The organism is Bacillus sp. LSHTCR4 (assembly GCF_057197025.1).
In genome coordinates this window covers 873435-895393 of record NZ_JBXUNO010000001.1, presented here as the reverse complement: position 1 = coordinate 895393, position 21959 = coordinate 873435, and the positions used below count along the sequence as shown (strand labels likewise).

20 protein-coding genes and 1 riboswitch are annotated in these 21959 nt (G+C 33.4%); of the genes, 4 read left to right on the top strand and 16 right to left on the bottom strand.

Translation table 11 applies throughout. The features are described 5' to 3' along the window. Positions 1–215: 215 nt before the first annotated feature. The gene (topB, locus tag AC2CGR_RS04590) at positions 216–2360 is read right to left on the bottom strand and encodes a DNA topoisomerase III (RefSeq protein WP_087965067.1); all 2145 of its coding nucleotides are present in this window, start codon (positions 2358–2360) and stop codon (positions 216–218) included. 335 nt (positions 2361–2695) lie between these two features. Here topB and AC2CGR_RS04585 point away from each other — a divergent pair, with 335 nt between their 5' ends. Continuing rightward, the gene (locus AC2CGR_RS04585; RefSeq protein ID WP_484480570.1) at positions 2696–3241 is read left to right on the top strand and encodes a hypothetical protein; all 546 of its coding nucleotides are present in this window, start codon (positions 2696–2698) and stop codon (positions 3239–3241) included. A 110-nt stretch (positions 3242–3351) separates the two neighbouring features. On the opposite strand, the gene AC2CGR_RS04580 is transcribed toward AC2CGR_RS04585, so the two are convergent. Next, positions 3352–4635, bottom strand: a complete 1284-nt coding sequence (locus AC2CGR_RS04580) for an aminopeptidase P family protein (RefSeq protein ID WP_071708799.1) — start codon at positions 4633–4635, stop codon at positions 3352–3354. A 188-nt stretch (positions 4636–4823) separates the two neighbouring features. On the opposite strand from AC2CGR_RS04580, the gene AC2CGR_RS04575 reads away from it, so the two are divergent. Further along, on the top strand, positions 4824–5054 hold the full coding sequence (locus tag AC2CGR_RS04575) for a DUF896 domain-containing protein (protein ID WP_000789782.1): 231 nt from the start codon (positions 4824–4826) through the stop codon (positions 5052–5054). Between the two features lie 47 nt (positions 5055–5101). On the opposite strand, the gene AC2CGR_RS04570 is transcribed toward AC2CGR_RS04575, so the two are convergent. From AC2CGR_RS04570 to AC2CGR_RS04535, 8 genes are all read right to left on the bottom strand, one after another. Beyond that, positions 5102–5581, bottom strand: coding sequence for a CcdC family protein (locus AC2CGR_RS04570; RefSeq protein ID WP_000631585.1), 480 nt, complete (start codon positions 5579–5581; stop codon positions 5102–5104). A gap of 15 nt (positions 5582–5596) precedes the next feature. After that, positions 5597–5992, bottom strand: coding sequence for a DUF2871 domain-containing protein (locus tag AC2CGR_RS04565; protein ID WP_103627520.1), 396 nt, complete (start codon positions 5990–5992; stop codon positions 5597–5599). A gap of 146 nt (positions 5993–6138) precedes the next feature. Further along, positions 6139–6534, bottom strand: coding sequence for a cytidine deaminase (locus tag AC2CGR_RS04560; protein WP_000358520.1), 396 nt, complete (start codon positions 6532–6534; stop codon positions 6139–6141). 33 nt (positions 6535–6567) lie between these two features. Then, positions 6568–7869, bottom strand: a complete 1302-nt coding sequence (locus AC2CGR_RS04555; protein ID WP_029440896.1) for a pyrimidine-nucleoside phosphorylase — start codon at positions 7867–7869, stop codon at positions 6568–6570. Between the two features lie 36 nt (positions 7870–7905). After that, positions 7906–9087, bottom strand: coding sequence for a NupC/NupG family nucleoside CNT transporter (locus tag AC2CGR_RS04550; protein WP_000876168.1), 1182 nt, complete (start codon positions 9085–9087; stop codon positions 7906–7908). Between the two features lie 101 nt (positions 9088–9188). Beyond that, positions 9189–9860 (bottom strand): deoxyribose-phosphate aldolase, encoded by a 672-nt coding sequence (gene deoC / locus AC2CGR_RS04545; protein ID WP_001017445.1) that lies wholly within the window; start codon positions 9858–9860, stop codon positions 9189–9191. Positions 9861–10164: 304 nt separating this feature from the next. Then, entirely contained in the window at positions 10165–11112 is a 948-nt protein-coding gene (deoR, locus tag AC2CGR_RS04540) for a DNA-binding transcriptional repressor DeoR (protein WP_071724314.1), read from the bottom strand. Between the two features lie 371 nt (positions 11113–11483). Further along, positions 11484–12074, bottom strand: a complete 591-nt coding sequence (locus AC2CGR_RS04535) for a TetR/AcrR family transcriptional regulator (protein ID WP_484480569.1) — start codon at positions 12072–12074, stop codon at positions 11484–11486. A 610-nt stretch (positions 12075–12684) separates the two neighbouring features. Here AC2CGR_RS04535 and AC2CGR_RS04530 point away from each other — a divergent pair. Further along, positions 12685–13341, top strand: coding sequence for a CPBP family intramembrane glutamic endopeptidase (locus AC2CGR_RS04530; RefSeq protein WP_087965048.1), 657 nt, complete (start codon positions 12685–12687; stop codon positions 13339–13341). A gap of 144 nt (positions 13342–13485) precedes the next feature. On the opposite strand, the gene AC2CGR_RS04525 is transcribed toward AC2CGR_RS04530, so the two are convergent. The 5 genes from AC2CGR_RS04525 to AC2CGR_RS04505 form a co-directional block, all read right to left on the bottom strand. Then, positions 13486–14112, bottom strand: a complete 627-nt coding sequence (locus AC2CGR_RS04525; protein ID WP_484480568.1) for a LysE family translocator — start codon at positions 14110–14112, stop codon at positions 13486–13488. A gap of 234 nt (positions 14113–14346) precedes the next feature. Beyond that, complete coding sequence (gene nheC / locus AC2CGR_RS04520) at positions 14347–15426, bottom strand: non-hemolytic enterotoxin NHE subunit C (protein WP_087965046.1); 1080 nt, start codon at positions 15424–15426, stop codon at positions 14347–14349. A gap of 107 nt (positions 15427–15533) precedes the next feature. Then, on the bottom strand, positions 15534–16742 hold the full coding sequence (gene nheB / locus AC2CGR_RS04515; protein WP_087965044.1) for a non-hemolytic enterotoxin NHE subunit B: 1209 nt from the start codon (positions 16740–16742) through the stop codon (positions 15534–15536). A gap of 31 nt (positions 16743–16773) precedes the next feature. Then, positions 16774–17934, bottom strand: coding sequence for a non-hemolytic enterotoxin NHE subunit A (gene nheA / locus AC2CGR_RS04510; protein ID WP_046940657.1), 1161 nt, complete (start codon positions 17932–17934; stop codon positions 16774–16776). Between the two features lie 593 nt (positions 17935–18527). Further along, positions 18528–20354 carry an APC family permease gene (locus AC2CGR_RS04505; protein WP_087965040.1) on the bottom strand — a complete coding sequence of 609 codons (1827 nt, stop codon included), beginning with the start codon at positions 20352–20354 and terminating at the stop codon, positions 18528–18530. Positions 20355–20498: 144 nt separating this feature from the next. Further along, a riboswitch (cyclic di-AMP (ydaO/yuaA leader) is annotated at positions 20499–20645 on the bottom strand. Positions 20646–20784: 139 nt separating this feature from the next. Here AC2CGR_RS04505 and AC2CGR_RS04500 point away from each other — a divergent pair. Further along, positions 20785–20913: a hypothetical protein gene (locus AC2CGR_RS04500; protein WP_255257851.1), complete on the top strand. Its 129-nt coding sequence runs from the start codon at positions 20785–20787 to the stop codon at positions 20911–20913. A gap of 55 nt (positions 20914–20968) precedes the next feature. Here the strand turns inward: AC2CGR_RS04500 and panE are convergent, their stop codons facing one another. Beyond that, positions 20969–21913 carry a 2-dehydropantoate 2-reductase gene (panE, locus tag AC2CGR_RS04495; protein ID WP_087965038.1) on the bottom strand — a complete coding sequence of 315 codons (945 nt, stop codon included), beginning with the start codon at positions 21911–21913 and terminating at the stop codon, positions 20969–20971. Between the last annotated feature and the right edge of the window lie 46 nt (positions 21914–21959).

Below are 21959 nucleotides of genomic sequence, written 5' to 3'. Positions count from 1 at the left end.
TCACTGATTTATCACGATATTGATTTTAATACACAATTTATTGTTTTACAATAAATAATTATCAATTATAAAGATTTTTTTATTGTATATTTTATTTCAAATAAAAACAAATAGCACTCCTTATTCAAAAAAATATCCTATAGTATAGACTTTTTTAAGTGTCTATTCTATAGGATACATTTTAATTATCATATTTTTTTATTTGTTGAAACAACTTAATTCTCAAACACAAAATTAATCTTATTATCTTTCCACTCTAACTTCGCATCAAATGTTTTCTCGCCCTTTTTAAAGCCTTTAATTAAATCTGTCTTTTCACCTTTTAAGAGCTTTGTCATATTCTTTTGCGAGATTGTTTTACTTAATATTTTCTTTGAGATGGTAAAATCACATTGCGTTGTATTGTAGTTAGAACAACCGTAAAACGTTGACTTATCAATCACATCGCCATCACATTTTTTACAGCTACCAACCTTTTTACCCGTTGTAAATTTCGATCCTTTTCGCTCAATCGATTCAACATGTAATCCAGTGAAATCCCACTTCTCAGACATTTCAACCGCATCTTCAATAATTTTAGCTGATAGCTTTTTCGTTTGTTCCATAAAAGTTGCTGGTGATGCTGTACCTTCCCCAATTTCCGCAAGACGTTGCTCCCATTTTGCGGTCATTTCTGGTGAAGCTAGTATTTTGTCACCGATTGCGGTAATTAATACTTTTCCTTTATCAGTCGCATACACTTGGTTTTTTTTCACATCTATATATTTACGGTCTTTTAGCATCGTAATAATACCTGCACGAGTCGCTTCCGTACCTAAACCTTCTGTTTTCTTTAATACTTTCTCCAGCTCTTCATTCTCTAAATACTTACCAGCTGTTTTCATTAACGTAATAAGTTGTCCTTCTGTATAACGCTTCGGTGGTTGTGTTTTTCCTTCTTTCACTTTCACCTTTACAACTTTTCCTTCTTCACCTTCAGCTACAATTGGCAGAATGGTTTCATCATCTTTATCGTCTTGGAAAATAACTTTACGCCATCCTTCTTGAATTTGCTGTTTTCCTTTTGAAATGAATTCAGCACGTTCATCTACAAGCGTTACAATCGTTGTATAATCAAAGATTGCAACTTCATAATGAGCTGCTATAAGTCTTCTTACAATCATATCGTAAATTTTCTTTTCATCACCTGATAGTCTGCTTGGATTTGTAACTTGCTCTGTCGGAATAATGGCGTAGTGATCCGTTACTTTCTTTTCATTCACATAACGCTTATTATTCATAATCGATTCAACCGGAGCTGGTAATAAACCTTTATATTCATCAAACTGACTTAACTTCTGTAAAATATCAGGGAACGTTGCTGCCTCTCCTTGGGTAACATAGTTGGAATCCGAACGAGGATAAGAAACAATCCCTTTTTGATATAGTGCTTGCGTTATATCAAGCGTCTTTTTCGGTGAAAACTTAAAGGCTTTATTTGCCGTTGCTTGCAGTGATGATAAGTTAAATAAAAGCGGCGGCTGAAATTCTTTACGCTCCGTTTTCATTTCCTTCACTACTGCCGGTTTACCTTGGCAAAATGCCGCAATTTTATTCGCCATATCAGGGTCTTTTAAGCGGGATTCACTATCCTTCTCCCATTTCCCCTCATACTTCTTTCCTTCTATATTAAAGGTTGCGAACACTTCCCAGAACGGCTCTGACTTAAAGTTTTCTATTTCCTTTTCACGCTTTACGATTAACGCGAGTGTCGGTGTTTGTACACGACCAGCTGAAAATACATCATTCATTCCTTTTTTCTTTAACAAAATACTAAACACACGTGATGCATTCATACCAACAACCCAGTCAGCACAAGATCTTGTGTATGCTTCGTAATACGTATTAATCGTGTCTGATTCATCAAGCAAGTTTTTAAATCCTTGGTAAATAGCTTGCTTCGTTAAAGAGGAAATCCAAAGACGCTTCATTGGCTTTTGCACGTTGCAAAGATTAATTATATTCCGTACAATCAATTCCCCTTCACGCCCAGCATCGCCCGCGTGAATAATTTCTGTTACCTGTGGATTATGTAACAGCTGTTTCACAACGTTAAACTGTTTATACTTCGACTTTGTTACTTCAAATTGAAAACGTTCAGGAATCATCGGTAACGTATTAAGTGACCATTTTTTCCACTCTGCGTGATAATGTTCTGGATTACATAACTGCGTCAAATGACCAATTGCCCATGTACAGTACGCTCCATTTGGAAATAACTCATTCGCTTCTACTTCTAAATATCCGTCTTTCCGGCGATATTTAAATTGTGAAACAAGAGCCAAACCTTGATCTGGTTTCTCGGCAATAATTAATTTCATTGTATAACTCCCTATCTGTATTCCAGTGTTACTTTCATTGTCTATCTGTTTAGAAGCGATGATAAAACAACAATCTTATTTATCATTCGCGGGTTATCCCGAGTAATGGGATAACTATAATATTATACGCTTATTCTTTATTGCTTCACAATAGAAACTCACTATATAACAATTTCTTTCACATACTCACAAATAAAAAAAGAGGCCTTGAAACATTAAGTGCCTACTTGCTTACATTCCTGAAATTGTGCAGATAATATGCAGATTTAAATACGCATAAGTGCTCTCCATATAAACATATGATGAAGTGAATGATAGGACAGGGAGGTATCATAATGTTTGCTTATATGTTAACTACCTTAACACTTTGTTGTATCTCGATTCTTATTACATCATATATTTCTAAACGTAAGGGTACCCTAATGGAGTATATGGTATTTATTATGTCTTTTAGTATGAGTCTCGGCTTAAGTATCGGTTTTTATTTAGGTATTCTCTTTAAAGGAGAACTACTATATTCTACTTTTCTTGCGATTTTAATTAGTGGTTGTATTGGTTTTTTAGTTGGTCTACGTTTTCACCTATATACTGCTTTAGAAGGAATGTTCTCTGGGTTAATGGCAAGTATGATGGGAGCAATGATTACAGAAATGCTAAATGCGCAACAAGCTCATAGTATACTGTTCATTAGTCTCTTACTCACTATAACAATAACTATGTCATGTATGATTCAACTTTTATCAGAAACTTTTTCTGCTTTTATCCAAAGACGTTTTTTATTATTACTTTCCATTAGTGTGGTAATTATCGTTGCCGTATTCGTGACATTCCCAGATCATACTCCCCCACCCTCACCCGGGCATGATCAACATATACATTGACATTTGGAATATAATTGACTTTATAAATTGAAGATGTTTTTCGAGAAAATATCGCGGTTTCAAATGAACAAAATAAAAAGACGCTCAAACTTGAGCGTCTTTCCCGATCATTATTTCGTAACTACTTCATCTTCTTTTACATTCACATTATTTTCTCTCATAAACGCTTCAATCTCTTCAACTTCTCTAATGATATCTTTTGACAAGTTTTCGTATCCGTCTTTCGTTACAAGAATATCATCTTCAATACGAATACCAATTGATTCTTCTTCAATATAAAGACCAGGTTCAATTGTTATAACCATACCTTCTTCTAATACTCTATCTTTGTATGTTCCTACATCATGTGTATCTAAACCAAGGAAATGGCTGACACCATGATAATAGTATTTTGATAACTCTTCATCTTCTTGAATTAAACCAACTGCTTTGCACCCTTCTGCGAGTACTTTTTTAGCGTGTTCATTTAATGCAGCGAACTTTAAGCCTGGCTTAATAATCTCTGTTGTTTCTTTCAATGCTTTTAATACGATATTATAAATTTGTTTTTGGCGACTAGAGAATGTTCCATTTGCCGGGAATGTATAACTAATATCAGCGTTATAGTAGTCTTTTTGAGCGCCTAAATCTAGCAGTACTAAATCACCATTTTGAATTTGTGCATCATTGTCTTCATAATGAAGAACTGTAGCATTTTTCCCACTTGCCAAAATTGTATTGAACGCATGATGTTTAATGCCAGATGATTTCAATGTGAAATCAAATTGAGCTTCTAATTCATACTCCATCATGTCTGCTTTTGCATGCTTAAGTACGTTGTAAATACCGTCTTTCGTTACAGCAATCGCTTCTTTCATAATTTCAATTTCTTCTTCTGTTTTAAACACTCGTAATTCACAAATATTTGGATATATATTACCAATTGTTACGTGGGGGTATTGTTCTCTTACATGTTTAGCAAACGCTAATGTTTTTGTCTCTGTACCATTCCACTCACGACGCTCTAAATCTAAAAATAGATGCTTCACATTTTCTGTAAAAAATATATTTGACATTGTCTTTTCAAAGCTATCTAAATATACAACTTTCTTTATACCTGAAATTTTCTCTGCCTCTTCGCTAGAAACTGTTTTACCGACCCACTTTTCCATTACTGGATCTGACTTTTCAATGAATAGTGTTTCTTCAACACTCTTTCCAATTTTCTTCAACATGAAAATAACATTTGGTTCATCGATTCCTGTTACATAATAAAAATTCCGATTCGGCACAAACTTATAATGTGCATCCGCTGACATATGAGGTGCTTGTCCAGCAAATAAAATTGTAATTGATTCATCTGGTAATGTGTTTACTAATCGTTCTCTATTTTGAGCAAAAAATGTTGATTTCATAATAATCCCCCTAGCGTTCTATGTATGATTAAAAAATAATTATCTAATCAATTCATTTTATTATTGTTACAATTTTTCGTCAATTTTTAACCTTTTTAGATGTTGTTGACATAATTAAAATTAAACGTTACAATAACTATATATTAGTAAGTAACTAATATTATTAAATCTAACTAGAGGTGAAACAAATGAAAAACATTTTATTCCGTATTAACGAATTGTCAAAAAAAGAAAAAGCAACTGGATTAACAGTTGATGAAAAACAAGAACAACAAATGTTGCGTCAAAACTATACAGAAACATTTCGTGGAAGCTTAGATTCCATTTTATTAAACACAAAAATTGTTGATCAAAATGGACTTAACGTTACACCAGCCGCATTACAAGATGCTCAAATACGTTTAAAATTAAGCAAATGAGTTCCGCGTTAAAGAATTTTAATAAAACATAAAAAGAGCTGGATTTCCTATATAGAAATTCCAGCTCTTTTTATTGTTTTTTCTAATTTAGCATAGGAACGATACATAGCAATTCTCCACGATACAATCATTGCAAAAGCGAGTAAGAAAAACATTCCACTTAACTCTGCTAAGTCAATCGATTGACTTAAATACGATTTCATTACTACTCGCACTGCTAGTAATCCAACTAAAATAAATATAAATGCTTTTGACGGTTTCATATATATTTGTTCATTTCTTATTTCAAACTTCGTTGTTTTAATAAGGAATATTGAGAAAATAAGTCCTACAGTAATTGCTTCTACTATTTCTATTGACGTTAACCGAAATGCTGGTAAGAAGTACATCATAGCACCAGTACTCATAAAAAATGGGGGTAATATAATTTTCTTTTTCGTTACCGGTTTTTTCGCTGCTTTAAAGCGTAGAAACATTACTCCTACAGCCATACAAACCGCTACTATACTTGATAAAAGTGTTATCATCCTCTCCACTCCTATCTATTTAACAGACTTTTTGAGCAAAATCATAAACCAAACGAGCCCGATACTTATAATAACATGACCTAATCCAGCCATATGACTTAAACCGTTAAAGTCAGTTCCATTTACTTGTAGAAGACCTCTCCATAGCATTGTAACAATAGTAAAGATTACTCCTACATTATAAACAACAAACCATGCACAAAAGCTCTTTGTTTCTTGCATTTGAAACACTTTAAATAAAGCGAAAGCAATTAAAAAGAATACGAAACCGAGCACTAATACATGTGTATGCACCAATTGCAACATTGTGGACCCTTTAATCCCTTGTGCTTTCGAGTATTCTCTTGCAAATACTCCGGATAATAAACCAATAATTAAGTAAATGAATGCTGCATTATATAATTTCTTCATTCTATTCCTCCTGCTGTAAACTTTCCATATTCGCTGCAATCATTTTACGCAAAGTTTATGAACGGAATATGAACAAAATATTACATTCAACTTTTGAAAATAAAAAAGCCATTCCACAAATAATAATTGTAGAATGACTTTTTTATTTATTTTAAATCTTCTATTGAGAAAGCACCTGGCAGTAACTGCTCAACAGTCACTTCTTTTTCATCACCTTTTACATTCGTTAATAATACAGGCATTTTCGGATCACAGAATTCAGCAATTACTTGTCTACAAGCACCGCACGGTGAAATCGGTCCGTCCGTTTCTCCTGTAATAACTAAGTAACTAAAATCTCGTTCCCCTTCTGATACTGCTTTAAAGATCGCTGTTCTTTCTGCACAGTTACATAAGCCGTAAGAAGCATTTTCTATATTACAACCAGTATAAATTTTACCTTCTTTCGTAACTAACGCTGCACCAACAGGAAATTTTGAATACGGAATATATGCTTTTGCTAACATCTTATTTGCTTCTTCAATATATTTTTTCTTATCCATATTATTTCCTCCTCAAAGTAAGTGTACTTATGATTAGTCAGTAATAACTGTATGCACTAATTTAGGAGCCTCTGCTGTTTCAGCGATAGAAATGTTCTCATAAATTTTAGCTTTTACATCTTCTACATTTTCGCGATTTGCATAGATTGTTACGAATGGCTCGCCTTCTTTTACTGCATCGCCCACTTTTTTACGTAACATTAGTCCTACCGCTAAATCAATTTCGTCTTCTTTCGTTGCACGGCCAGCACCAAGTAGCATAGCTGCGATACCGATTTCATCTGCAACAATGTTAGAAATAACACCTGAAGTTTTAGCAGGTACATCAATTACATACTTCGCTTGTGGCATTTTTTCTGGATTGTCTACAATTGAGCTATCTCCGCCTTGATTGCTTAAGAACTCTTTAAACTTCTCAGTTGCTTTTCCGTTCTTCATCACTTCAATTAGCATTTCACGAGCTTCTTCTAATGTATTTGCTTTTTTCGCAAGTACGACCATCTGACTTCCTAATACGAGTACTAATTCTGTTAAATCTTCTGGACCTTCACCTTTTAACGTATCAATCGCTTCTTTCACTTCTAGAGCGTTACCAATTGCAAAACCAAGTGGTTGTGACATATCTGAAATAACAGCCATAGTTTGACGTCCTACATTATTTCCGATACGTACCATTGCATGCGCTAATTCTTTTGCATCTTCTTCTGTTTTCATAAATGCGCCAGCACCTGTTTTTACATCAAGTACGATTGCGTCAGCACCAGCTGCAATTTTTTTACTCATAATTGAACTTGCGATTAAAGGAATTGAGTTAACCGTTCCTGTTACATCGCGTAATGCATAGATTTTTTTATCCGCAGGTGTTAAGTTTCCTGTTTGTCCAATAACAGCTACTTTGTCACGGTTTACAATATCAATGAACTGCTCTTTCGTAATTTCAACGTGGAATCCTTCTACCGCTTCTAATTTATCAATTGTTCCGCCCGTATGTCCTAAACCACGACCAGACATTTTTGCTACTGGTACATCTAAAGCAGCTACTAATGGTCCTAATACTAATGTTGTTGTATCACCAACACCGCCAGTTGAATGTTTGTCTACTTTAATTCCTTCAATTGCTGATAAGTCGATTGTTTCTCCGGACTCCACCATTGCCATCGTTAAATCTGCACGTTCGCGATCTGTCATATCTTTAAAGAAGATTGCCATTGCAAGTGCACTTACTTGATAATCAGGAATACTTCCGTTTGTATATCCATTAATAAAGAATTTGATTTCTTCAGTCGTTAATTCTTTACCGTCACGTTTTTTCGCAATAATATCTACCATTCTCATTACAATCACCATTCCTTTTTATATGATATGAATCTATTAAAATAATAAGCCTACGATTGTTGCTGATAAGAAACTTACTAATGTTGCACCGAAAAGTAATTTCAGACCAAATCTTGCGACTACATTCCCTTGCTTTTCATTTAAGCTCTTAACCGCTCCTGCAATAATTCCAATTGAAGAGAAGTTTGCAAATGAAACTAAGAATACAGATATAATCGCTGTCGTTCTATCTGAGAAATTAAAGTTTCCTTGTGCTAAATCTGTCATAGCGACAAATTCATTTGATACTAATTTTGTTGCCATAATATTTCCGGCATTAACTGCTTCATGCCAAGGTACACCCATAATAAATGCAAATGGCGCAAATACATAACCGAGTATTTCTTGGAATGAAATACCGATTACACCTTTAAATACGGCATTTATGAATGCGATAAGAGCAACGAAACCAATTAACATAGCTGCTACTGTAATCGCAACTTTAAATCCATCTATAATGTATTCCCCTAATACTTCAAAGAAAGTCTTTTTCTCTTCTTCTTGTACTTCTAACATATCTTCTTCTTCAGTCACTTCATACGGGTTAATGATAGAAGCAATGATGAAGCCACCGAATAAGTTAAGCACTAAAGCGGTTACAACATATTGTGGTTTTAATAACACCATATACGATCCAACGATAGACATAGAAACGGTAGACATTGCTGATGCACATAATGTATACATTCTTTTCTCTGGCAATAACCCTAATTGTTTCTTAACTGAAATAAATACTTCAGATTGTCCTAAAATCGCAGAAGCAACAGCATTATATGATTCTAGTTTCCCCATTCCATTTACTTTACTTAATGCTAGACCGATAGATTTCACAATAATAGGTAATACTTTAATGTGCTGCAAAATACCGATTAAAGCTGAGATAAATACGATTGGCATTAATACACTTAAAAAGAACGAAAACTCTTTTTGATTTACTAATCCACCAAATACGAAATTCACACCGTCAGCGGCATATTTTAATAGCTCTCCAAAACCATCTGCTATTCCGCTAATTAATATATTCCCTATACTTGTATTTAATAATAAAAATCCCAAAATGAATTGTAATATAACCATCGTTATGATTGGGCGATATTTGACTTTCTTTCTATCATTACTAGCAAGCCAAGCGATACCTAAAATCAATACGAGGCCAAAAATACCGATTAAGTATTTCATAAGCCGTCTCCTCCCATCCGTATCCGCTTACATTCTTTCAATTGTTAAAGCAATAGATACACTTTACTTTGTGTATCTATTGCTTTTGACTTCATTAATGATTAGTAGTTATCTGTAGCACCTTTTGCATCATTTAATACGATTGCAACACTAGCACTTGCTCCAACGCGAGAAGCTCCAGCCGCTACCATTTTGTCTGCATCTTCACGTGTACGAACGCCACCAGATGCTTTTACACCAACGTTTGGTCCTACTGTTTTGCGCATTAATGCGATATCTTCAGCAGTTGCTCCGCCAGTTGAGAATCCAGTTGAAGTTTTTACGAAATCAGCACCAGCTTTTACTGATAATTCACAAGCGCGTACTTTCTCTTCATCTGTTAATAAGCAAGTTTCAATGATTACTTTTACAAGAGCTTTTCCTTTTGCTGCTTGTACTACTTCATAAATGTCTTTTTCAACAAGTTCGTTGTCGCCATCTTTTAAAGCACCTACGTTGATTACCATATCAACTTCCGTTGCTCCTTTTGCGATAGCATCTTTTGTTTCGAAAGCTTTTGTTTCAGTCGTGCTTGCTCCTAATGGGAAACCGATTACAGTACAAACATCTACATCATGTCCAGCTAGTTCTTCAGCAGCTAGCTTTACCCATGTAGGATTAATACAAACAGAAGCGAATTTATATTCCTTTGCTTCTTCGATTACTTTCATAACATCTTCTTTTGTAGTATTAGCTTTTAAAATTGTATGGTCAATTAACTTTGCAATATTCATTATCTTCACTCCTCATATCTTTTAACAACTTCATTCTAACTCTTAGTTGAACAAATGTAAATACACTTTTGAAATTTTGTTCATTCTTTTTAAAAAGGAATTTTCTTGCAGTAAATAAAGCTCATTCTAACAAAGAACACTTCATATATAATCAAATTTTTTACGTTAACAATGGTAGTATGTATCTCCATATCCATAATTATTTTTAAAAAGGCAATTTGTGTTCAAAAAAGACTCCTATCATTCATACATAACCAAATAAAAGGCGTTCTCAAAATTAACATCTTGAGAACGCCTTTTATTTCTAACCTTTTTCATAATGCAACAGTTCTTTTGCTGTATGCTGATCGATAATTAATACATTTGCATACCCGCCACGTAACGCACCATGAATTGCTTTTATTTTTCTATTACCACCTGCAACTAAAATAGAGCGTTTCTTTAATTTCAGTTCCTCTAACTCAATTCCAATTGTCCGCTTATTAATCTCTTCGCTACTAATATTTCCGTCTCCATCAAAGAAACGTGAACAAATGTCACCGACCGATTGTTTTTTGAGTAGACTCGTTTCATCCTTATCGAAATAACCTAATCGGAATAATAGCGCTTCGTCTCGCACTGTTCCTACAGTGAAAATTGCAATATTCGCTTGTTTCCCCATTTCGATAATGTGATGAATATGTCGATCCTGCTCTACTAATTCTTTTGTCACTGCATTATCAAATATAACTGGAAGAGGTAGATTTCTTGGCGTCGTTTGAAAAGCATCTGCAAATAAAGCTATCGTCTCATTGGCATATGTATTTACACTCGAATGACTAATACCACCTTTTAGCTGGACAACTTCTACACCTTTTACATGTTGCGGTACGATTTTTCTAGCGATTTCATACATCGTCATTCCCCAGCTTACACCAACGATATCACCATTTTTAACCGTCTTTTCCATATACTCAGCAGCATATTTACTTATATACTCTGTAATCGTTGCATATTCTGGAACTGGTGAAAATACGACATGCGCCTCTAACAAGTTGTACTTTTCTTTCAGTAAATTTCCAACGTTATCTAAATCAGCAAATGGATCAGCTATACTAATTTGGACAAATCCTTTTTCTTTCGCGTACTTTAATAATCTAGAGATCGTCGGTCTTGAAATATTTAATTTATTAGCAATTTCTTGCTGACTATAATCTGATTGATAATATAATCTTGCAACTTCGACACTTAATTGTTGTTTATCTTTATCCATAGTAACTCATTACATATCCTTTCCTGCATTTCCTTTTCGTTACAAGCATTATACAGCTTTATGCAAGAAATTTCGACTATCGAATTTTATCTACCTGAACTTCTATTACATTTATTATATACAACGAAACCTTATTGTGTAGATTTACAAACTCAATATAGATACACTTGAAACATATAAATCGATTTATATGTAATTCCTTTTTTATTGCTTTTTCTATAGTAACGATAACAAAGCCGTCCAATAAGAAATATGAAACATCGTCTAAAAAGCTATTCAAACACCCCTCATAAACAGAAGATACATTTTATGAGGGGTGTTTATTCAATTTAAGTCTATAAAAATTGGATGAAAGCAATGTAAGTTCTCACTTATTTAGAATAAGAGAAAAGATGATGTTTTATTTGTTCAATAAAATAATGATGGTGTATATTATCGTTAGATACTCGACTTGCCATAATAGCCCCCTCCATTGAAGATGAAAGAAAAGAAGCGAGTGATATAATATCTATATCTTCTTTAAGTTCTTGTTTCTCTATTCCTTCTTTTATGAGAGAAGCCATTAACATTACTGTATTATCATAACCTTGTGCTGCAGCTTTTTGTAATTCTGGAAATACTCCCGTACTTTCTATTGCACTATTAAGCAATGGACAGCCTCCAGCAATAGGTGGATTGTTAGCTGCATCTTGATATACAAGGAAAATTGCAAGAATTTTATCGATTGCTGTCTTTTTATTTTCCATTGCTTTATGAAAATGACTCCACATAATCTCACCACTTTTATCGTAGGCAGCAAGAACAATTTCTTCTTTATTTTTGAATCTACGATAAATAGATCCTTTAGGCAGTTCAGTAGCTGTCATTATATCCTGGATGGATGTGCGAGTTATCCCATTAGTATTAAATAAATATAAAGATGTTTCAATAATTTTTTCTTTTATCTTATCAACTTTAGTCATGCTTTTTAATCCTCCTAATAAAAACGAGCTTAATATCCCAAATAATTTTTTATTGTAAGTATAAATAAGTTTGGTACAGAAATATAGTATCACTCCTACCTTGTGAAAACCTCAAACAATACAGTTTGAAAAGAGGTTAGTCAAAATTCATTATCTATATCATCCGAATGAATTTTCTGTCAAAAGAAACATGACCAATTGTTTAATTCGGTCATGTTATACAACTAATTTTACCTAAAATCGTAGAACATGTAAAAATTATATAGTTAATTTTAGTGTATAGACATATGACTATTATATAGTTTTTATTAATATGTTTAGCTAAAGGGTTTAAACTACTCCCACTCTCACTTCATTCTATTAAAAGGTTAATCATTAATGATTACTGGAATTAAATTGCAACAAAGAAACTGAGATATAAATATATTTGCTTTTTTACCATTTTGATTTTGTTAATACTTTGTAAAAAGGGTTTAAAAAACTAAAAACTTATAGTATCATTAGATTCCGGACCGAACCGTCCGGTTTAAAATCTTGTATAAATAAAGGAGAACGTTATGCAGAAAGAAAAATTAAAGATTATAAGTAATTTAATTATGGGGGCAATAAAGTGAACTTTATAAAAATGAACAAAAAAGAAATTATTATGCTAATAATTTATACACTGTTTGCACTACTTCAAATTGGTTTGTTCATATTATTTGGCATATCACTTTTAACTAACAGCAATTTAGTTGAGTCAGACTTTGCTCTTAGTGCCATCGGTTTGACTGTACCTGCTGTTGTAGGAATCATCTTCTTTAGAAAAGAAATTATTGAAAGTTTTACTTATTTCAAAGAGAAAACAATTCTAAAAATAGTAAGTATTCCTATGGTGGTTTTATTTACGGTAATTGTAGAACAGGCTGTTATGCATTTTCTAGCAACTGATCAACCAGAGAACCAAGAACAGCTCCTTGAAAAAGGCGTGGAGGTACCTCTTATATTTACATTGCTTGTATTTGGTATTCTCGGCCCAATAATTGAAGAAATTGTGTTTCGTCATATATTATTAAATCGTTTTTCACATTACATTGGTACCGCAATTGCATCTATCATTTCGATTATAATTTTTACAGTTCTTCATACGAACCAGCTTTCGGATATTGCTATTTATTTACCTGGCTCGGTGATACTTACTGCGGCTTATCTTATTTCTAAGAGATCCATTGCATATGTTATGGCGATACATATGTTAAACAATTGCATTACTTTCATTCTAAACTAGACTTATTTCTGTTGCAGAGTTAAAAAATTTGAAATAAATATTAATAAATGGGGATTACAAGTTAGATAGCGACTAATGATTTGTGTAATTCCTTGCACTTCAAAAAACCACAGTTTAGATGTAAACTGTGGTTTTTTTACATCTTTATTTTTGGAAAAATAATCTAACTCCAAATACTAATAGTACTGTGCCCGTAATCCCCTCCATTATACGGTTCACTCGTTCTTTTCTTAAAAAAGTTCTTAATTGACGTATTAGCGAGATATAAAGCAAATACCATATTGCGGTCAAAGTCGTAAATGTGAGTCCTAACAAAAGAAATTGGAAGAAATGACTTTGATTACCCACAATAAATTGTGGGAGAAAGCTTAGGAAAAATACAGCAGTTTTTGGGTTTAAGATTGCCGTTGTAAATCCTTGTCTAAAACTTTTAATCGTCCCAATATCCTTAGCGTTCATTTCCACGGAAACTGGCATATCTTCTTTTTTAGAAAAAGCACTTTTAATTGACTTTACAGCTAAGTAAATTAAATACAAAGCCCCAGCATATTTAATAAATATAAATAACATAGAAAATTTCATTAGAATGGCCGAGAGTCCTAGCGTAGCCATTATTGTATGAATCATCATTCCAGATATCGTTCCTAAGACAGTCTTTATTCCACCATTTGTGCCATACGAGATAGTATTTTTTGTAACTAGTGCGAAACCAGGACCAGGCATTATTATAATTAGCATTGCTGTAAGGATAAACAATAAATAATTTTCCATGTTCTAGTATTTCCTTTCCAATTTTTTAGTTTTGCTTACAGTATAGCTTTTTTCATTAAAACATTACATATAAAAGGCTTGATCAGAAATTTATCTAGGTTATTAGTATCAATTTGACTAAATATTACCCCAAAGCCTCATGGATAAAACACATGAAAACTTATATATAAAATTACAAGTTCAACTCTCACAAAAAACAAGATAAAAAAATAAACAGCAGAACTAGTCCACTGTTTACTTTGCCACACCTTCATGTAATTTTTCTGTATAATCCTTTACATCTTTCCAGCTATCTTTCGCTGTACGTAAATCTTCTTTTATAAACGTAAACTCTTCCGGACTAATTCCTTTTACGTTTTGTAGTAAATTATTGTATTTTGCACCAACTGTATACCATTGATTTGATATGTTTTGTAGTGCTGTAATTGCTGCATCGATCGTTTCGGTCATATTTGTTGTTTTATTTTTTACATCCGTTAAAATTGCGACTTCTGCTTGTGCTCCTGAAATTCTATCTTTTAAATTGGCGATTTCTCTTTCTGCATTTGCGATATCTTTTTTCGCAACCGCAATCATCGGCCCGCCAGCAAGACATGTTATTAGCGCTACGCAAAGTACGCCACCAGCAATGACCATATCATTACTCTTTTTAATCGAATCGTTATATGTATTTATTTGTTGCTCTAGAGCTGGAATACCAGCATTCGTACTTGCCAATATCGATGTTAACTGATTTGTATCTTCTTTGAAACTATTTGTATCTTTCGCCATTCTATCGCGAAAAGCTTTCAAATTCCCTAATAATCCATCTACCTCATTTTGATTCTTTACAATATCCGCATACAACTTTTCTAAATCCGCTTTTAATTTTCCGCTATCCTTTTGATCAATCGCTATTAACATGTCATTATAATACGATTGAAAAGTATTATTGTAATTTATAATATTTTGATCCGTTTTCATAATTTGAGGCTTCATATTATTTAACCAATATGTTGCATTAATTTTTGCATCTCTTTGATGCTGAATCATATTCCCTTTAAATTCACTATTAATCGAACTTATTTTACTTAAATCCGTCTCTTGTTGATTTTGAATTAATTTTGCATATGAATCCATTGCAAATATACTCGATGTCGTTTGTGCCATTACATCTTGGAATCCAGCTGGTCCAAGGGAATAGTTTTTCACATTTTCTTGTAGCACCTTTACATTTTGTTCTGCTGCAAAAGGATATAAAGGAAATGCGTTACTCGTTGCCACCCCAGCAATCATTACCGCTAAAAGACATTTTTTATAAAATCGTTTCTGCATATTTTTCACCTATTCTCTTTATAAGGATATCAAAAGCTCCTGCTCACAACTGAACAGGAGCTTCAAATCATTCATCAACACTTAACGCTCTAACGATTCGTATTCAATTATGCTTTTTTCGTATCTACTACTTTAATATCTTCAGCATAAATCTTTTCTGCATAGTCTTTAATGTTTTTCCAGCTATCTTTCGCAATGTTTAAATCTTCTTTAATGAAAACAAGGTCGTTCGGACTAATTGAATCTACATTTTGAAGTAAAGAATTGTATTTTGATCCCATTGTATACCATTGATTTGAAATGTTTTGCAACGCTGTAATAGCAGTATCAATTGTATTTGTTAAATACTCCGTTTGTGTTTTAATGTTTGTTAATCCTGCTACCTCTAATTGAGCAGTTGTAATTTGTCCAGTTATTTTTTGAATTTCCGCTTGTGCATTATCAAGCTCTTTCTTCGCTAATACGATTCCAGCTGTGCCACCGCCCACAGCCGCTGCGCCTCCTGCAATTAATGCGACTCCTAGCGGCGTTCCTGCACCTGTCGCAATAACTACTGCACCACCAATAATTGCAATTGGTCCTAGAGCTGTCGCAACAGATGAACCGATAATAATTGCATTATATTTACTAATTGCTTCATTGTACGTTGTAATCTGATTTTGCAATAGCGGAATCCCTGCATCTTGACTAGCTAAAATAGATGTGATTTGATTTGCATCACCCTTGAAGTTTTGCGTATCCGAAGTCATTTTATTTCGGAATTTCTTCAAGTCTTCTACTAATTGGTCTACTTGTGCTTTATTTTCATTAATACTACTTGATAATCTAGTTAATCCTTTCGTAAGCGTCGCTTTATCTTTTGCATCAACCGCAGCAACTAAAGTATCATAATAGTTTTGGAATTTCGTATTGTAGTTAATGATATTTTGATTCGTTGAAATAAGCTGTGGCTTCAATACATCTAACCATTGCTTCGCATTTCCTCTAGCTGTATCCTGGTGCTGAATCACTTTTCCTTTTAAAGCAGCATCAACAGTCGATACATTTCCAAAGTTAACATTACCTTGTTTAATGATTGTTAAAGCGTATAGATCCATTACTAAAGCGTTTGAACCTGTTCTTTCCATTGCATCTTTTAAGCCTTCTGGTCCTAATGAATATTCTTCATAGTCATTATAAGTTTTTGCGGTCGCATGAACTGGAACTTGTTTCACTGTACTTTCAGCTGCATACGTATGGGCTGGCATAATGTTTCCTGCTGCAAATACTGCCATAAGTGCTGATAGAGCCATTACTTTATAAGGTTTTTTTGTCATTTTTCTTCTCTCCCTATATCGTTACTTATTTTTAATGTACTTCAACGTTTGTAACGTAATCTTCAAATTGATTTGTTTGTTTATTCATTTCATCACTAACTTTTTTAATTTGATTGAAATGTTTTTGAAGTAAACTACTGTCTGTATATGTGCCTTCTTCAACATTCTTTTGAATTTGGATCATATTGTTGTTTAAAACTTTCCAATCCGTTAATAACGTTTCTAAAGTTGTAATTTGACGGTCAATTAGTTCTGTAAAGCTACTTACTTGATCTTCAACGAATGTAATTTGTGTCGCCTCTGCTTCAGTTTGTGATAATTTTTGAATAAGTGGTAGGAGCTCTTTTTGTTTTTGCTGAATACGAAGAGCCGCTTCTCTCGTTTGACTATCGGCAGCATTTACAATTTCATTACTTAAAGTACCGATAGAAACAAAATCAATTGTTTTCGTTTGTGCAGTTTGATTTGTAATTGTAAATACTTGTTTACCGATATTAATAGAACCTTTAATAATTTCTTGAGGTCTATTCAAAATAGTCGTTAATTCAGCTTGAATTTCCCCTTGAATTCTTTTAATATCTTCTCTTAATTTCACAATATCTCCACTTGATCCTTGCAGTGTTTTTATTGCTTCATCAGCTTTAATTGATAAGTTATTACTATCTTTGTCCAATACCGTTTTAAATCGATTTAACTCTAATAAATCTTGCTCCATACTCTCTTGGATGCTTTGTACTTGCAATTGCAGTTTTCCATATGCATTTGTAAAATCTGCTTTTGATTGTTCATCTTCATTTATGTTTCCTGCTAGTTCATAGAGCTTACTGTAATAACTGTTAAATCTAATACTATATCTCATCATCTCTTGATTTAAGTCAATGAGCTTCGGATTATATTCATCAATCCACTCTCTTACATTTGCCTTTGCAAACTTTTGATGATTCGTTAAACTACTCATCGCGTTTACCTTAATGTCTGGCTGTTGTAAAATAACTAGTCCATATGCTTGTATAAGCGGTGACTGTGATCCTAACATTCTAATTGAATTGGATAATGTATTTGGAGCAATTACATTTTGTGCATATACTGTTTTCACTTCTGTTTGCCCCTCCTTAGCGTAAGCGCTTACAGGAATGAAGCAACTCGTAGATACTGCTGTAACCAATAACCCTGTAATTAAAGTCTTTTTCACTTTAACTCCTCCTATGTATTAGCAACTATTACTATCGCATTTTATTATTCTATTTTCTTGTACATAGTTTGAGATGGTTAAAATAGAGAACGTCCTCACCGCGATTCACGCACGAACCATCTCTCCCAAATTTTATTGCTACAGTACTTACTTATCGTTATAAAACTTTTCATATTTGATTAGTATGAATAACATTGTATAAAATTTCTATTTTATAGCAATTTCCACATTCACACAGTGAATATATTACATAAAAATATTATTCATTTTAAACTAAATAACGTACGTAAATATGAAATTTCGTTTTGTTTCCATGTAAGTTTTGTACTGTAAGGTCATTTAAACACAGCTATTTATATAACGTAAAGAAGTATTTTCATTCCCTTTATTTTCAAACTTTCATGTCTTTATTTCAAAATATAATCCGCTTTACTTTTTCAATTGAAATATCCATATATCACAAGAAAAACCTCTACTTACTCATAGATACGAAAATTATATTGATATATCTTTTTAACTCGTATGCAATTATGCATAGCATATACACAAAAAGGATAGCTTCATTTTCGCGAAGCTATCCTTAAAAAATTTCCTTATTTTTTCAAATGATATGGAACTGTCGTAATAACAACATTTCTTTTATAAAGTAAATACGCACGTATGAGTAAACTGGATTGATTATGAAGAATGTTATGCCAACCTTTTTTGGGAATAAACTGTGGTATAACGACCGTAACACGGTAATTCGATTCACTCGCCTTATATTGCACTGTATCGATAAACTTCGTTAGCGGCTGAATAATACTTCTATAATGAGAATGTAAGGTAACAAGCCTTACTTCAGGTTGCCACTTCTTCCATTTCTCTTCAAATTTCTTTTCCTCTTCTCTGTCAAAAGCAACATATACGGCGATAACTTGATCTGCCGAAAGCGATTTCGCATAGTTCAATGAATTTTCTACTACATGTGTCATACCAGCTACTGGAACGACAATTACATTTCCTTCAATCGGAATAATCCGTTCACAAGTTTTTAAACTTAGTTGGTCTCCTACTGCATCATAATGCTTCTTAATTCGGTGGAACAAGAAGATAATAGCAGGTAAGAAAATAAGGATTGACCAAACTTGTGCAAATTTAGTTAAAAAGAACATACTCATTACGATAAAACTAATGACTGCACCAATTAAATTGACCGTTAATCGTAAAGCCCATCCTTCCGGTTTTTCACGAAGCCATTTTAATACCATACCACTTTGAGAAAGGGTAAATGGAATAAATACACCTACTGCATATAACGGAATTAAATGCTCTGTTTGCCCTTGGAAAGCTACAATTAAAATAATCGATGCGATTCCAAGTATAATAATTCCATTTGAGTAACCTAGGCGGTCTCCTCTAATCGTAAACATTCTTGGTATAAACTTATCTTTTGCAAGGTTAACTGCTAATAGCGGAAATGCAGAATAGCCTGTATTAGCAGCAAGAATTAATATTAAAGCTGTTGTACCTTGTATGAAATAGTACATGAAATTACGTCCAAATGTTTGTTCAGCAATTTGAGAAACAACTGTTACTTCTTTACTCGGAGTCACTCCGTAATAATAAGCTAAAAATACAATTCCTGAAAATAACACAGCAAGTAATGCACCCATTGCAAGCAATGTTTTTGCAGCATTGTTTGGCGCAGGATCTTTAAAGTTCGGAATTGCATTTGAAATTGCTTCAACACCTGTTAAAGCAGAACTACCTGATGCAAATGCTCGTAACAGTAAAAACAAACTAATTCCTGCAACTGGTGTTCCAATCGGCGTGTGTAAAGTTGGTGACACGTGCCCCGTTAAAATATTGTATATCCCTACACCAATTAATATAAATAGTGCCAAAACGAATAAATAAACAGGATATGCTAAAACGGAAGCTGATTCCGTTACACCTCTTAAATTTAAGATGGTAATAAATATAACAAATATAATCGCAATGATTACATTATGTGCATGTAAACTAGGAAAAGCAGATGTGAGCGCATCTGTACCTGCAGACACACTTACCGCAACAGTTAAAATATAGTCAACTAATAAAGATCCTCCAGCAATTAAGCCTGGATTCATCCCTAAATTTTCTTTTGATACAACATACGCGCCCCCGCCATGCGGATAAGCAAAAATAATTTGACGATAAGATAAAATAAGGGCTGTCAATAATACTAATACCCCAACAGCGATCGGAATGGAATACCAATAAGCGATCGCTCCAACACCTGCTAAAGCAATTAAAATTTGCTCTGGACCGTAAGCAACTGATGACAATGCGTCAGAAGATAGAATGGCTAGCGCCTTCGTTTTATTAAGCTTTTGCTCTCCTAACTCAGTTGATTTTAACGGCCTTCCAATTAAAAATCTTTTAATAGATGAAACCACAGCTGTCCACTCTCCAATAATTTTGTACGAACGATTCTGCTTGTTACAGCCAGCAAACTATTTCTTCAGAAAACAAAAAATGTCTACAAGCCATAACGAAATAGACTTGTAGACATTATATTTTTTGTCGCACAAGCTCCACCTTCCTTCTCAATATAACGCTTACGAGGTTAGCTGTCGGATTCGGGCCTATGAGTAGCCCTACCTTTTTCAAGGATTCACCCCATTGGATTCAGAACGAATCCATAAGAACGGGTCCCCCGCACCATGCGGTTTCAGCGATTTAGAAAATTGAAACTGTGGATTATAATACTCCTTTATTTTCAAAATGTAAACAAAAATTTTTAAAAAGAAAAAATTAAAATGATTGCGCATAATCCGCTGGTAAATATACATAATGAATACTAAAAAATCGATAAAGGAGACCCATATGTCTAAAGAAAAGAAGCCTATTTTTTCCGATTCCTATTTAGATGCATTAGCAAATGAAATTAATCAATTATACGGTAAACGTGAAGAGGAAATAAATTTGACAGATAGAACGAAAAGAAATAAATAATTTGTCATAAAAAAAGAAAGCAATACATTTATATATTGCTTTCTTTTTTATTTTTTCATACATCCAATTGTATCGTTGATCTGTTAAAGGTCATTTCTTCATACACTTTCAAATTTTGATATACTGCTCCTAATAATGGTGCTTCTGTAGAAAATTGTTCTGCTACATTTAGTAAGTATCCTTGTAAGTGCTTCCCTTCAATAGGCGAACCTTTTTCCATATCACGCTGCATCGATGACTTCATATCATATGAAATTTTATCAATTGTTTTCATATGTTCCTTTATAATATCATCCTTAACTGGTGCCCCAATATATCTCATAATTTGAACACATTCTTCAAATAAGTTTCGGATAAAATCGTGTCCACCTTCACTTTCACGGATTGGTCCAATTGGTGCACGCATTAATGTTGTCACACCTGACATTACAGTAATAAATAAATATTTATGCCACATATCTTGCATAATATTTTCACTTAAAACAAAACTAGATTTCGTACCTGCAAATGCTTTAGAAATATGCTTTACTCTCTCTGCATGTTGAGACTTAATTTCTCCAAACACAAGTCTGTTGGCAGCGCTAGTTTGTACAATTTCTCCTTGATCGTTTAACGTCGTCTCGATAAAGCATAAACCGCCAATTACTTTATCCTCACCGAGTTCCTTTTGTAATAGTGATAAATGAGCGATACCATTTAATAATGGAATGATTACAGTATTTTCACCTACAAACGGTTTCAAATCTTGAATTGCCTCGTTTAAGTGATACGCTTTTGTTGAAAATAAAATGACATCAAATGGAACAGTTCGATTTTCTTTCGTTATTAATTTCGGTTGGAAGGAAAAATCCCCGTTAACACTACGAATTACAAGCCCTCTTTCCTCCAATTGTTTTTTCCTTTTACTACGAACAAGAAACGTAACATCTTCTCCCTTTTCAACTAATCGGCCACCAAAAAAACCTCCGACTCCACCAGCTCCTAATACTAAAATCCGCATACTACATCCCCCTTTTCAAAATAAAAATTTATAACTTTTAGTATAC

What these genes read in the sequence shown, in the direction of transcription:
- deoR (WP_071724314.1), bottom strand. Translation starts at nt 11,112, where the DNA reads ATGGATAAAGATAAACAACAATTAAGTGTCGAAGTTGCAAGATTATAT.
- AC2CGR_RS04570 (WP_000631585.1), bottom strand. Translation starts at nt 5,581, where the DNA reads ATGATAACACTTTTATCAAGTATAGTAGCGGTTTGTATGGCTGTAGGA.
- topB (WP_087965067.1), bottom strand. Translation starts at nt 2,360, where the DNA reads ATGAAATTAATTATTGCCGAGAAACCAGATCAAGGTTTGGCTCTTGTT.
- nheB (WP_087965044.1), bottom strand. Translation starts at nt 16,742, where the DNA reads ATGACAAAAAAACCTTATAAAGTAATGGCTCTATCAGCACTTATGGCA.
- AC2CGR_RS04580 (WP_071708799.1), bottom strand. Translation starts at nt 4,635, where the DNA reads ATGAAATCAACATTTTTTGCTCAAAATAGAGAACGATTAGTAAACACA.
- AC2CGR_RS04565 (WP_103627520.1), bottom strand. Translation starts at nt 5,992, where the DNA reads ATGAAGAAATTATATAATGCAGCATTCATTTACTTAATTATTGGTTTA.
- AC2CGR_RS04575 (WP_000789782.1), top strand. Translation starts at nt 4,824, where the DNA reads ATGAAAAACATTTTATTCCGTATTAACGAATTGTCAAAAAAAGAAAAA.
- AC2CGR_RS04560 (WP_000358520.1), bottom strand. Translation starts at nt 6,534, where the DNA reads ATGGATAAGAAAAAATATATTGAAGAAGCAAATAAGATGTTAGCAAAA.
- AC2CGR_RS04500 (WP_255257851.1), top strand. Translation starts at nt 20,785, where the DNA reads ATGTCTAAAGAAAAGAAGCCTATTTTTTCCGATTCCTATTTAGATGCA.
- nheC (WP_087965046.1), bottom strand. Translation starts at nt 15,426, where the DNA reads ATGCAGAAACGATTTTATAAAAAATGTCTTTTAGCGGTAATGATTGCT.
- deoC (WP_001017445.1), bottom strand. Translation starts at nt 9,860, where the DNA reads ATGAATATTGCAAAGTTAATTGACCATACAATTTTAAAAGCTAATACT.
- panE (WP_087965038.1), bottom strand. Translation starts at nt 21,913, where the DNA reads ATGCGGATTTTAGTATTAGGAGCTGGTGGAGTCGGAGGTTTTTTTGGT.
- AC2CGR_RS04585 (WP_484480570.1), top strand. Translation starts at nt 2,696, where the DNA reads ATGTTTGCTTATATGTTAACTACCTTAACACTTTGTTGTATCTCGATT.
- AC2CGR_RS04535 (WP_484480569.1), bottom strand. Translation starts at nt 12,074, where the DNA reads ATGACTAAAGTTGATAAGATAAAAGAAAAAATTATTGAAACATCTTTA.
- AC2CGR_RS04550 (WP_000876168.1), bottom strand. Translation starts at nt 9,087, where the DNA reads ATGAAATACTTAATCGGTATTTTTGGCCTCGTATTGATTTTAGGTATC.
- AC2CGR_RS04525 (WP_484480568.1), bottom strand. Translation starts at nt 14,112, where the DNA reads ATGGAAAATTATTTATTGTTTATCCTTACAGCAATGCTAATTATAATA.
- AC2CGR_RS04555 (WP_029440896.1), bottom strand. Translation starts at nt 7,869, where the DNA reads ATGAGAATGGTAGATATTATTGCGAAAAAACGTGACGGTAAAGAATTA.